At 38.8% G+C, this 12,038-nt stretch carries 12 protein-coding genes; 4 read left to right on the forward strand and 8 right to left on the reverse strand.

The genetic code is table 11. The features are described from left to right. The first annotated feature begins 6 nt into the window (after nucleotides 1-6). Genes lpxA through ACUXV0_RS02975 form a run of 4 tightly spaced genes read left to right on the forward strand, consistent with a single transcriptional unit; the run spans nucleotide 7 to nucleotide 5,369 of the window. Nucleotides 7-804, forward strand: a complete 798-nt coding sequence (gene lpxA / locus ACUXV0_RS02960; RefSeq protein WP_446191574.1) for an acyl-ACP--UDP-N-acetylglucosamine O-acyltransferase — start codon at nucleotides 7-9, stop codon at nucleotides 802-804. Further along, a complete protein-coding gene (locus ACUXV0_RS02965; RefSeq protein WP_446191575.1) occupies nucleotides 805-1,422 on the forward strand; it encodes an ABC transporter ATP-binding protein in 618 nt (205 codons plus the stop codon). Further along, a complete protein-coding gene (locus ACUXV0_RS02970) occupies nucleotides 1,364-4,900 on the forward strand; it encodes a DUF7948 domain-containing protein (protein WP_446191576.1) in 3,537 nt (1,178 codons plus the stop codon). The genes ACUXV0_RS02965 and ACUXV0_RS02970 overlap by 59 nt, the downstream gene beginning before the upstream one ends. Nucleotides 4,901-4,919: 19 nt before the next feature. Continuing rightward, nucleotides 4,920-5,369, forward strand: coding sequence for a DUF4920 domain-containing protein (locus tag ACUXV0_RS02975; protein ID WP_446191577.1), 450 nt, complete (start codon nucleotides 4,920-4,922; stop codon nucleotides 5,367-5,369). A 52-nt stretch (nucleotides 5,370-5,421) separates the two neighbouring features. Here the strand turns inward: ACUXV0_RS02975 and ACUXV0_RS02980 are convergent, their stop codons facing one another. The 8 genes from ACUXV0_RS02980 to ACUXV0_RS03015 form a co-directional block, all read right to left on the reverse strand. Beyond that, nucleotides 5,422-5,868 (reverse strand): Spy/CpxP family protein refolding chaperone, encoded by a 447-nt coding sequence (locus tag ACUXV0_RS02980; RefSeq protein ID WP_446191578.1) that lies wholly within the window; start codon nucleotides 5,866-5,868, stop codon nucleotides 5,422-5,424. 1 nt (nucleotide 5,869) lies between these two features. After that, a complete protein-coding gene (locus ACUXV0_RS02985; protein ID WP_446191579.1) occupies nucleotides 5,870-6,373 on the reverse strand; it encodes a hypothetical protein in 504 nt (167 codons plus the stop codon). Nucleotides 6,374-6,407: 34 nt separating this feature from the next. Continuing rightward, the gene (locus tag ACUXV0_RS02990) at nucleotides 6,408-6,959 is read right to left on the reverse strand and encodes an RNA polymerase sigma factor (RefSeq protein WP_446191580.1); all 552 of its coding nucleotides are present in this window, start codon (nucleotides 6,957-6,959) and stop codon (nucleotides 6,408-6,410) included. A 50-nt stretch (nucleotides 6,960-7,009) separates the two neighbouring features. After that, nucleotides 7,010-7,966, reverse strand: a complete 957-nt coding sequence (locus ACUXV0_RS02995; RefSeq protein ID WP_446191581.1) for a transketolase family protein — start codon at nucleotides 7,964-7,966, stop codon at nucleotides 7,010-7,012. A gap of 17 nt (nucleotides 7,967-7,983) precedes the next feature. Then, entirely contained in the window at nucleotides 7,984-8,850 is an 867-nt protein-coding gene (locus ACUXV0_RS03000) for a transketolase (protein ID WP_446191582.1), read from the reverse strand. 148 nt (nucleotides 8,851-8,998) lie between these two features. Beyond that, nucleotides 8,999-9,448 carry a thioredoxin-dependent thiol peroxidase gene (gene bcp / locus ACUXV0_RS03005; protein ID WP_446191583.1) on the reverse strand — a complete coding sequence of 150 codons (450 nt, stop codon included), beginning with the start codon at nucleotides 9,446-9,448 and terminating at the stop codon, nucleotides 8,999-9,001. A 1-nt stretch (nucleotide 9,449) separates the two neighbouring features. Beyond that, nucleotides 9,450-11,327: a M23 family metallopeptidase gene (locus ACUXV0_RS03010; RefSeq protein ID WP_446191584.1), complete on the reverse strand. Its 1,878-nt coding sequence runs from the start codon at nucleotides 11,325-11,327 to the stop codon at nucleotides 9,450-9,452. Between the two features lie 3 nt (nucleotides 11,328-11,330). Continuing rightward, nucleotides 11,331-11,939, reverse strand: coding sequence for a fumarylacetoacetate hydrolase family protein (locus ACUXV0_RS03015; protein ID WP_446191585.1), 609 nt, complete (start codon nucleotides 11,937-11,939; stop codon nucleotides 11,331-11,333). Between the last annotated feature and the right edge of the window lie 99 nt (nucleotides 11,940-12,038).

Consider the following 12,038-nt stretch of genomic DNA (forward strand, 5'->3'; position numbering starts at 1 on the left):
TTACGTATGAATCAACCTCTGGCATATATTCATCCAGAAGCAAAAGTGGCTCAGAATGTTGTAATCGAGCCTTTTTCCACCATCTCAAAAGACGTAATTATTGGCGAAGGAACATGGATTGGTCCGAATGTGACCATCATGGAAGGTGCTCGAATCGGAAAAAATTGTAAGATTTTTCCCGGAGCCGTTATCGCCGCAGAACCTCAGGACTTAAAATTTGATGGCGAATACACTACTGTTGAGATAGGTGATAACACCACCATCAGAGAATGTGTGACCATCAATAGGGGCACTACCGATAAGTACAAAACTGTTGTAGGTAAGAACTGCCTGATTATGGCATATGTGCACATCGCTCATGATTGTATTATAGGTGATCACGTAATTCTTGCGAATTCTGTTCAGCTAGCTGGCCATATTGACATTGGTGATCATGTGTTTATAGGAGGCACATCTGCGGTGCATCAATTTGTAAAAATAGGGGTACATGCTATGATAGCCGGTGGTTCTTTGGTTAGAAAAGATGTTCCTCCATTTATTAAAGCAGCTAGAGAGCCACTTTCGTATTCTGGTGTAAATTCAATCGGTTTGCGAAGAAGAGGGTTCGATAACGAAAAAATTACTGAAATTCAGAATATCTATCGATACCTTTATCTGAAAGGATATAATTTCAGTGATGCTCAAAATGCTATTGAGCTTGATTTGACCGCCACTCCGGAAAGAGACGAGGTATTATTCTTCCTCAAAAAGTCTGAAAGAGGTATCATTAAAAACGGACTCAATAAATCTGAACCCAAACAATAATTGACCATAGAGCTTCAAAATATCGGCAAAAAATTCAGAAATGAATGGATATTCATAGGCCTCAATTATACCTTTAAAAAAGAACACGCTTACGCAATTACTGGTCATAATGGAAGTGGTAAGTCAACTATCCTAAGAGTTCTCTCTGGGATGATGCCTGCCAATGAGGGCAAAATAAGCTACGACTTAAATGGTTCAGAAATCAGGGCTGATGAAGCGTACAAACAGATGGCCTATGCTGCACCTTATCTGGAACTTATTGAAGAATATACTTTAGAAGAAATTCTTGACTTTCATATCAACTTCAAGCCTCTTCTCTCGGGAATAAGCAAATCCTCATTTTTTGAGCTGGTTTACCTTACACAAGAAAAAACAAAGCGATTAAAAGAGTTTTCTTCGGGTATGAAACAGCGTCTGAAGCTTGGTCTAAGCTTTTTTACGGAGTCCGAAGTACTTTTTTTAGATGAGCCTACAACCAATCTTGACGAAAAAGGCATTCAATGGTATATTGATCAGGTTTCTAAGGTCAAAAAATCTAAATTGGTAATTATTTCATCAAATGATAAGAGAGAGTATCAGTTTTGTGACCAAATACTGGACATTACCCACTATAAGTAAGGTACTGCCAATTCTGGTTGTTCTACTTTGCTTCTTCTTAACTGCTTTTGCTCATCGTCCTGATTCTAAATATATTTTCATAGAAAATAAGGGTCAATGGCCTTCTGAAGTACTTTTTAAGACTGATGTGCCAGGTGGTTATTTATATATCACTAAAAAAGGTTTGAAGTATTTCTTCTATGATTCCGAGGCTTTAGCTAGTCTACATGCTGCACCAAAAAATAAACCAGGAGCCAAGAAAGCAATTCAAGAGATTAAGACTCAGACAGTTGAGGTATCATTTAAAAATGCGAATCAGCCACTCTTAAAAGCTGAAAACCCAAGACCTGAGGTTTATAATTATTTCTATGGTAACGATACATCTAATTGGGTTTCTGATTCAAAGGCATATGATGAAATATGGCTTAGAGAGATTTACAAGTCTATTGACCTGCGACTGTACAGTATTGGAGATGCACTAAAATATGAATATGTGGTGCATGAGGGTGGAGATCCGAAGGATATAGCCATGCAATACGAAGGGCAATCCAATCTCCAATTAGAGAACGGCCGCATTGCACTAAAAACTGAAATCAATCAAATCAATGAGTTTGAGCCTTATACCTTTCAACAGATTAATGGTTTAAGAACCTCGGTGGCATCAAAATATTCGCTTAGAGACAATGTGCTCACTTTTGACATTGAGAATTATGATCATCACCAGGACCTGATTATTGACCCAGAAGTGGTCTTTTCTACCTACAGTGGTTCTATTTCTGATAATTGGTCTCATACTGCTACTTTTGATTCAAAAGGTAACTTATATGCAGGAGGGTCAGTTTTTGGGCCTAACTATCCAATTACCAACGGAGTAGCTCAGCCCAATTTGGGAGGTGCCACCAATGACCCAGGTTTTGTTCTAACTACCGATATAGTTATCAATAAATACAGTGCTGATGGTCAGGAATTATTGTATTCTACTTTTTTGGGTGGCACACACTCAGAAGTGCCACATAGTTTGATTTGTAACTCCAAGGATGAGCTGGTCATCTATGGAACCACTGCCTCACCTGATTTTCCGGTTAGCTCGTCTGCCTTTCAGAAAAACTTCAGGGGTGGTATACCTCTAAATGGAGGTCCCATTACGACCAACATAGGTTTTGTGAACGGAACAGACATGTTCGTTAGTGTTCTAAGTGAAAATGGTGACCGCATAAAAGGAAGTACTCTCATTGGTGGCGGTGAGAACGACGGTATACATGATAACCGAGCGTTTCTGATCCAGAATTATGGTGACGAATTCAGAGGTGAAGTTTACGTGGATAAAAATGATGATATCTATGTAGCGTCCACCACCACTTCTGATGATTTTCCAATCAGAAATAGCAATTCCAGACTCGCTTCGCAATATGACGGTATTGTTTTTCAGATGAATGAGAATGTTTCTCAGCTCAAATGGTCCTCCTACATAGGCGGAAGAACGTATGACGCCGCTTATGGTATTCGTGTCAATGACGCTGGTGATGTGTATGTGGTGGGTTCCACTTTGAGTGACGATTTACCGTCCAGTCCGAACGTTTTCAAACCCAATCTAACTGGAGAGGCAGATGCTTTTATCGCCAAATTCTCAAACCAAAGACTAGCCAAACTAACCTATTTAGGTACAGAAAGTGAAGATTTAGGCTACCTTATTGACCTTGATGCTGAAGACAATGTTTATGTTTTTGGCCTAAGCCAAGGTGCCTATCCGGTGAATGGCCCTGTATATCAAAATCCCGGCAGTGGTCAGTTTATACATTCTTTAAACTCAGAATTAACACAAACAAATTTCTCTACGGTTATAGGTACAGGTAACGGTGTCGGCACGATAGATTTGGTGCCTACGGCCTTCCTTGTGAATGACTGTCGTAATATTTATATAGCCGGCTGGGGTGGTATTATCAATGTCAATAATGAATATAACCCTACCAGCACCACGTTGGGTCTACCAATAACTTCAGATGCGTTCAGAGACGAAACCACTGGAAGCAATTATTATTTTGCAATTCTGGAAGCTGAAGCTAGATCCCTGTTATATGCCACATATTTTGGGTCAGAACCGCCTCCTGGTGATGAAGTAGAACGAGGTGATCATCTGGATGGTGGTACTTGCAGGTTTGACAAGAACGGTATCATCTACCACTCTGCCTGCGTCTGCAGGTCAACAGGAACTGGTTTTGTTGGTTTCCCTACAGAGAACGCCATTTTCCCAACACATAACAGTAGCAACTGTAATATGGCCGCCTTCAAATTTGATATTGATGTGCTGGAAGCAAACTTTGATATTCTGGACAGGAGTGAGGTTAATCCTAATCAGATTTGTCAAGGGTCTACCGTCAAATTTGACAATCTCAGCAAAGGAGGTATTACTTATCAATGGTCAATAGATGGTGAAGTATTTTCTCGTTTAGCCGAGCCTGATTTTCAATTTGAAATAGCAGGTACTTTTGATATCCTTCTTGAGACCTTTAATCTGGTAACTTGTTCAAGGTCAGACTCTTTTAATCGTTCTATTACTGTCATTCCTTTTGAAACTCAGGTTAGTGCTGACTCCTCTGTCTGTGCTGGTTCAGAGGTGGTTCTCTTTGCCGCTGGTGGTGATGCTTATTCCTGGAGCCCATCTTCGATGTTTGAAAATGCCAATGACGCCAATCCAACGATATTGATCAATGAAAGCACTGTCTTTACTGTAGAAATAAGCAATTCAGAATGTAGTATAGAAAAAGAAATAACTTATCTAGTAGAAGATAGTAAAGAGGATTTTATCGTGAGTAATTCACTAGAAGCTTGTTCTGGTGATGAGATCACTCTAAGAGCCACCGGATTGGCTGATTATTTTGAATGGACGATTGATGGGCAAATCTTATTGGGTGATTCAGTTTCAGTCATCCCAACTCAAACTTCATCCTACAGCGTGCAAGCATTTTATAATGATGGATGTAAGCCTAAAAAGGAAATTCAAATTTTGATAGATCAATCATTTCAGCCAGAGTTTGACTACCAGATTAAATATGACTGTGGTAAACCTTTTGAACTGGAGTTCGTCAATAATTCGCCAGCCGGCTCAGATTTCACCTGGTATATGGGCAATGGAGATAGTTTAAAGGCAGAGGTCCCCGTGAACTATTCATATTCTACTCACGGTGAGTATGAGGTAGACCTTAAGGCCACCAACCAAATAGGCTGCGAATTACACTTTCTGAGAGTTGTTTCAATTCCGGAGGATGACGGAATCATTCCAAACGCTATTTCACCTAATAATGACGGAAAGAATGATACCTTTGTAATAGGCCTGAGCAATGTGGGTCTTAAAATCTTTAATCGTTGGGGTAAAACTATTTTCGAAACTGATGATTATAAGAATGATTGGGGCACAGATGTTGCAATAGGTACTTATTATTACGAAATCCAGATTCCGGAAGGTAAAAATTGTAAGGGCTGGATAGAGGTTTTTCCATAACATCAAATCAACAATAAAAATGAAAAAAATAGCTTTAATCGCACTTTTGGCACTTGGAGGAAGTATTTCTGCAAATGCTCAATACTCTGTTTTCGGAGATTCTTTCAAGCCAAACAAAGTGACAGATGCAGCAGCATTAACTGTAGAAACTGAAGCTAAGGAGATAGAGGTGAAAGGGGAAGTTGAGTCGGTTTGCCAAGTCAAAGGCTGTTGGATGAAAATCAAACTAGCTGATGGTAATACCATGCGTGTTACTTTTAAGGACTATGGCTTTTTTGTACCAAAGGACCTGTCTGGAAGTTCTGTAATATTTAAAGGAACTCCATCTGTGAATGTAACTTCTGTAGAAGATCAGAAGCATTACGCCAAGGATGCCGGTAAAAGCCAGGCTGAAATTGACCAAATCACTGAGCCTAAGGAAGAGTTAACCTTTGAGGCTACAGGAGTATTAGTACCTGCAGCCTTCTAAAGTTTTGGTTTTTGACATACAAAAAAGAACTTCCTATCTGGAAGCTCTTTTTTTATTCTCTTGTATTTCTTCTATGCCTTAACTCCTTGAGCAGCATCTGATTAAACTCTTTTTCTGCAAGAAGAAGATCTGAATATTGCTTAGCAGAAATAACTTCTAAAAATCGCGGACGATAACTTTTGGTCAAGGCCAATTCCTGCTCCCTCAACTTGAAAATCTCGTCTTGTCTTTTGATTTCTGTCTGATCTGTCCTTTCACCTCTGGTTTCTCTTAATTTCTCTCTCAGATCATGATTAAGCTTTCTTTTTTCAGCGTCAAATTCATCATAAACAGGCCAAAATCCTTTAGCCTGATCCGCCGATAAGTCGAGCTTTTGAGTTATCATAGCTACTTTCATAGCTTTTAAGCGTTCCATTTGCTGTTTTGCTGCTGGCCTTTGGGACATAGCCACTGTATTCATCAGCATAAATGCCATTAGGAATAAGCTTTTCAGTTTCATTTTAGATGTCGTTACTATATTGTAAATCAATAAATTCTAATAGTTCTTCTTCGGTCAATTCTTCAGCCTGAGTCTCCAAATCACTCTCTAGTTCAAAAGCATCATCTACAACCAATTCAAAATCCTCTACATCAAGTTGCTCATTTTCAAGATAGGCTACCAGTGTCTCTGTCTCAAAATCAGTCAATGCCAACTCTGATGCTTCAGCCTCTTCTCCATTTAGAAGGAAGAACAACGAGGTAACTCCAACCAAAATAATTGCCGCCGCAGCTCTAATCCATCTCTGATTAGATTTCCACACCGTCTTGAAAACAGAAGCTTCACGCTGGTTTAGCGTTTTCTCAAACACTTGATCTTCAAGTGAATCAAAATATCCTTCAGGTGCTTGAAAAGGATGAGCAATATCAAGGGGTAGGTGGTTCTGATTACCCTCTACTTTCGCGAGAATGCTCTTTTCAAGCTCTTCGAAGTATGCCTTGTCGCTATGTTGATCCTTATTATTCATTTTCGCCCTTTAGATGTCAAACTGACACAATGGTTTAATCCAATTTGATGATTTCTTCTATTTTTTTTCTTGCCGCATGATAATTGGCCTTTAAACCACCAACGCTGGTTTCTGTGATTTCAGAAATCTCATCATAAGTAAGGTGTTCAAAATATTTAAGATTGAATACAACTCTTTGTTTTTCAGGTAATTGTAAAACAGCCTTTTGCAGAGCAACTGAAATATCATCTCCGGAAATGTGCTGAGCCTTTCCACCACCTTTTTCAAGCATTTGCAATAACTCTGGATTCTCATCAAATGAGATATTCCTCGATTTTTTTCTCCTTCTTAAAAAAGACAAGGCTTCGTTAGTTGCAATTCTGTATAGCCAGGTATATAAATTGGAATCACCTCTGAATTTCTCCAGATTTTTCCAGATTTTCACAAAGGCCTCCTGTAGCACGTCATCTGTATCATCATGATCAATGACGATTTTCCTGATAAGAAAGTACAAGCGTTCTTTATAGGTGGATACTATTTTTCTGAAAGCTACAGGATGATCCTCCTGGTTTTTCAGCAATTCTATTATTTCTTGATCTTCATTCATAAAAAAAGCCAGCCTGTAAACAGACTGGCTTCAAAATTAGACAATTTCTATTAACTCTTTCTTCCGATCACTTTTAAAGTCTTCTCTACAATTGCATCTGCAGATAAACCATATTTAGCCATTAGTTGATCTGGTTTACCAGACTCACCAAAAGAGTTGTTCACGGCTACATACTCCTGTGGAGCAAGTAGATTTTGTGCCAAGGTTTGAGCTACTGCATCACCAAGACCACCATTGGCCTGATGCTCTTCACAAGTAACCACACACTTGGTTTTCTTTACTGACTTCAAGATGGCAGCTGTATCTAAAGGTTTGATCGTATGAATATTGATGATCTCAGCATCTATACCCTTCTCTGCTAGGATTTCACCAGCCTGTATGGCTTCCCAAACTAGATGACCTGTTGCAAAAATCGAAACATCTTTACCTTCATTTACCATCCATGCCTTTCCGATTTCAAACTTTTGATTTGGATCTGTAAAAATTGGCACCTTAGGTCGACCAAATCTCAAATAAGCCGGTCCTACATGATCAGCTAAGGCAATAGTAGCTGCTTTTGTCTGGTTATAATCACAAGGATTAATCACGGTCATATTTGGCATAGCTCTCATCATGGCGATATCTTCCAGAATTTGGTGAGTAGCACCATCTTCACCAAGTGTCAAACCAGCATGAGAAACCGCAATCTTTACATTCTTGTCGGAATACGCGATTGATTGACGAATTTGATCATAAACTCTACCAGAACCGAAATTGGCAAAAGTAGTCGGGTAGGGGATAAATCCACCTATAGTTAAACCGGCTGCTATACCCATCATATTGGCTTCAGCAATACCAGTTTGGAAAAATCTCTCCGGATTTTCTTTGATAAAAGTGGCAGTTTTTAATGAACCTACTAAGTCGGCACATAGGGTTACCACCTTTGGATTCGTTCTACCAAGCTCAGTCATTCCATCACCAAAACCTGAGCGAGTATCTTGCTTTTCTGTATAAGTGTATTTCTTCATTTTGTCAGATTTTAGGATTAATAATCGCCAAGTGTTTCAGGTAATTGAGCAAGTGCCGCAGCTAATTGCTCATCGTTAGGAGCTATTCCGTGCCATTTATGACTTCCCATCATAAAGTCTACACCAGCACCCATTTCAGTATTCATTAAGATCATAATTGGTTGACCTTTACCGCTGATTCTCTTTGCTTTACGCAATCCTTTCACAATCTGCTCCATGTCATTGCCATCGGCAATTTCCATAACTCTCCATCCAAAAGCTTTGTACTTAGCTTTCAAATCTCTATTGTCCATTACTTTTTCAGTAGAACCATCAATCTGCTGACCGTTTAGATCAATAATGGCTATTAGGTTATCTACCTTATGATGAGGAGCAAATTGAGCTGCCTCCCAAATTTGACCTTCCTGCTGCTCACCATCACCCATCAGTACAAAAACCTGACGATCATCGCCGTTTAGTTTTTTTGCTAATGCAGCACCGATAGCTACAGACATACCTTGTCCTAAAGAACCTGAAGCGATTCTGATTCCTGGAAGACCTTCGTGAGTGGTAGGGTGACCTTGCAGACGGCTGTCAATTTTTCTGAAAGTAGCCATTTCTGCAGCATCAAAGTATCCTCTTCTGGTTAGTACAGAATAAAATAAAGGAGAGATGTGTCCATTTGATAAGAAGAATAAGTCTTCATTAACACCATCCATCTTAAAGGATAAGAATCCACCTTTACCTTTTCTGTTGTTGATCTTCATTTGTTGGAAATACAATCCTACCAACAAATCTGTACAACCTAGCGACCCACCTGGGTGACCAGACGCACAACCGTGCACCATCCTCACAATGTCTCTTCTTACCTGTGAAGCGATGTCTTCGAGTTCTTTGATTTGCATTAAAGTCAATTTTGATTGAAAAACGCCGTAAAATTAGCCATTATCTTAAACTATGGAAGAAATAGTTTAAATAATTAAGTGTCTTTTCGACAATTAATATTTACGCCCATCAAAATTGACTCATATTCAGATCACAACGGAGGCAGCATTAACCAAGAATCTGGTCTGTGTGCTCTTTGGCTTTGACCTTGCTGATGATATTTTCTAACTGGCCATTCTCATCAATCACAAAAGTGGTTCTTACCGTACCCATGTAAACCTTACCGAAGTTCTTTTTCTCCTGCCAAACTCCATAAGCTTCGTTTAATGAGTGGTCTTCATCCACTAAAAGATCAAATGGAAGGTCATATTTTTTGATAAAGTTCTGATGCTTTTTAGCAGAATCTGTACTTACTCCTAATACTTTGATGCCCTTAGAAGTGTATTGCTGATAATTGTCTCTGATGTTGCACGCCTGAGTGGTACAGGTAGGAGTGTTGTCTTTTGGATAAAAATAAAGAACCACTTTTTGACCTTTAAGGTCTTCTAATTTTATGGTTTCTCCGTTTTGGTTTAATGCTTCAAAAGCAGGGGCTTTATCACCGATTTGTAAACTCATGTTAGATTTTGGTTTTATACGTTTTGGTATTGTTAACTCTGTCTGTTACGGTTAAAACAATATCTCCCGAAATTGGTTTATCATCAGCTCTCTCAGACCAAATTAATCCGTTCTTGTACTCATACTCCATCATGAGCCATTCTCCATTTACACGGCATTCAAAAGAAGAAATACCCGATAAGCTATCGCTTATCTTAAAAACCAATTTAGAAGAGGAGAGACTTACAGTTCTAATTGAAGGCGGCTCCTTGTCTCTTAGGACTTCATAAGTTCCAAACTCTTTAGGCTTAAACTTAATAGTTTGACCTTCCCATTCTCCACCTACAAAAACCGGTTTTCTTCCACTGGTAATGTAGAGTTTGTCTTTTTCCTGGTCAATAGCTGTTTTGTTAGTTTTCCATGAAGCTGAGAATCGACCACTCAATGGTTTGTCATCCTTATCCATATAGAACTTTTGACCATCCTCCTTTATATTGACAAACAGCGGATGGTACAGTTTGTCTTCAAAATCAATACTAAAGTTCTGTTCGCTAATTATATTTTTCTCCGGACTCACATGATGCGTTACGGGTAAATCATATACTCCACCCTGGTAGGCGTATTGCGTAAAAAGATCGTTTCTTAAATCTATCAAGTAAACTTCTTCAGATGCGGTCTCATAGGCTGGTTGTAGGACTTTCTGACTTCCTTGAAATACCGCCGCTACCTGGTTTCCTGTTTTTTGGGCAGTAATCTTAATGATACTATCAAAGAGTTCAGCCTTATGGTTTTCATACCTTCCTAAACGATTTGGGATATAGCCGCTTTCATCTGCTCTTAAAGTCATATTTACATATCGAGTATTCTCGTATGTATCTTTTAAAAATATCTCAATCTCATGCTCACCACCTTCTTCCAGTCTTAAAACCCCCATGTTCTGATCAAACTGATAGAATTTCATGGTATTACCTCTCTCTATGTAGCCTTTGTGAAGCTTGTCATTTTCCTCAATCATACGTTTGTAATTTGTATGGAGGTTCATGTCTATTTTATTAAAGAAAGAAAGACGATCTAGTTTATACGCATAGGTTAATGAATCATCCATTTTCACATCAATGGACTTAATTCCCAGTTTAAACGGACTTGTATGTGATTTATCATAAGTATACAATTCCAGTCCAATATCTCCTTTAGCTCTTACAGAGGCGTTTACCTTGTAATTTCCGTTACCATCAATGATTACAGGGAAATCAAAATTTCCAAATTCTCCGTTTATCCTAGCATTAGGAGACATACATCTAAGACTAACGTACTCTACTACCGGAGCCCTGTTATCTTTTACTTCGCTAAAGCCAAAAAGTGAAGGATCAAGCGTATTCTCTTCTGCATCTCTTATTTCAAAGTGCAAATGAGGCCCACCGCTTCCACCAGTGTTGCCACTTAAGGCCACCATTTCCCCTTTTTTTACTGGAAGTTCATCAGGGTTAAACATTACGTCCAGTTCCCAAGACTTTTTATTGTAATGTTCTCTGAGGAGCCTTTTCTTTATTGGCTCTGCATATTCTTTCAGGTGACCGTATACTGTTACATAACCATTAGGATGAGTGATGTAAAGGGCGTTTCCGTATCCACCACGACTTACTCGTATTCTGGAAACATACCCACCAGCTGCCGCGTAAACGGTTTTCCCTTCTCTACCTCCAGTGCGGATATCTAAACCAGCATGAAAGTGATTGATACGAATATCTCCAAAAGAACCTGATAAAGACGCTTGCCTTCCCGGATCTATCGGAAAAATAAAATAGCCTGTTGGATATGGATCAGGTTTAATCTCAGAATTATTCAATTCAGTTGAAGAGCCCGATAATAGATAAAGAAAAAAGGAAAGTAGGTATATCACGTGTTATTTAACCTCAAAATCTAACATCATATTGCCTTCGAGTGTGGCTTCTAGTTTATCCCCGATTTTTACCTCTGCTACACCAGCTGGAGTACCAGTAAAAATGATATCTCCGGTTTTGAGTGTAAAGTATTTAGAAACAAAACTGATGATATAGTCAAACTTGTAAATCATATGGCTGGTGTTTCCTTTTTGACGGGTTTCACCATTTACTTTTAGTTCAAAGTTTAGGTTTTGAAGGTCAAAGTCTTCTTTACTGATGAACTCAGAAATAGGAGCAGAGCCATTAAAACCTTTCGCCAAATCCCATGGAAGACCTTTTTCTTTGAGTTTAGACTGCACATCACGAGCTGTAAAATCGATCCCCAAACCGATCTCATCGTAGTATTTGTGTGCAAATTTTTCCTCAATGTTTTTACCCATTTTGTTGATTTTCAATATCACTTCCAGCTCATGATGGATATTATTTGATATTGAGGGGTAATAAAAAGGCTCGTTATTGCGTAAAATAGCCGTATCTGGCTTTGTAAAGATGACAGGCTCAGTAGGAACATCATTTTTTAGTTCTTCAATATGAGCCGCGTAATTTCTACCAATGGCGATAATTTTCATTCAATGACGTTTTATGCGTATCTTTTTATGCAAATTTACCCATTCAGAGATACAACCTCAGTAAATCACATTTTAAAATTTAAAAAACATTTAATCATA

This window comes from Jiulongibacter sp. NS-SX5, assembly GCF_052828545.1.

What these genes read in the sequence shown, in the direction of transcription:
- ACUXV0_RS02990 (WP_446191580.1), bottom strand. Translation starts at nt 6,959, where the DNA reads ATGAATGAAGATCAAGAAATAATAGAATTGCTGAAAAACCAGGAGGAT.
- bcp (WP_446191583.1), bottom strand. Translation starts at nt 9,448, where the DNA reads ATGAGTTTACAAATCGGTGATAAAGCCCCTGCTTTTGAAGCATTAAAC.
- ACUXV0_RS02985 (WP_446191579.1), bottom strand. Translation starts at nt 6,373, where the DNA reads ATGAATAATAAGGATCAACATAGCGACAAGGCATACTTCGAAGAGCTT.
- ACUXV0_RS02980 (WP_446191578.1), bottom strand. Translation starts at nt 5,868, where the DNA reads ATGAAACTGAAAAGCTTATTCCTAATGGCATTTATGCTGATGAATACA.
- lpxA (WP_446191574.1), top strand. Translation starts at nt 7, where the DNA reads ATGAATCAACCTCTGGCATATATTCATCCAGAAGCAAAAGTGGCTCAG.
- ACUXV0_RS02995 (WP_446191581.1), bottom strand. Translation starts at nt 7,966, where the DNA reads ATGAAGAAATACACTTATACAGAAAAGCAAGATACTCGCTCAGGTTTT.
- ACUXV0_RS03015 (WP_446191585.1), bottom strand. Translation starts at nt 11,939, where the DNA reads ATGAAAATTATCGCCATTGGTAGAAATTACGCGGCTCATATTGAAGAA.
- ACUXV0_RS03000 (WP_446191582.1), bottom strand. Translation starts at nt 8,850, where the DNA reads ATGCAAATCAAAGAACTCGAAGACATCGCTTCACAGGTAAGAAGAGAC.
- ACUXV0_RS02970 (WP_446191576.1), top strand. Translation starts at nt 1,364, where the DNA reads ATGATAAGAGAGAGTATCAGTTTTGTGACCAAATACTGGACATTACCC.
- ACUXV0_RS02975 (WP_446191577.1), top strand. Translation starts at nt 4,920, where the DNA reads ATGAAAAAAATAGCTTTAATCGCACTTTTGGCACTTGGAGGAAGTATT.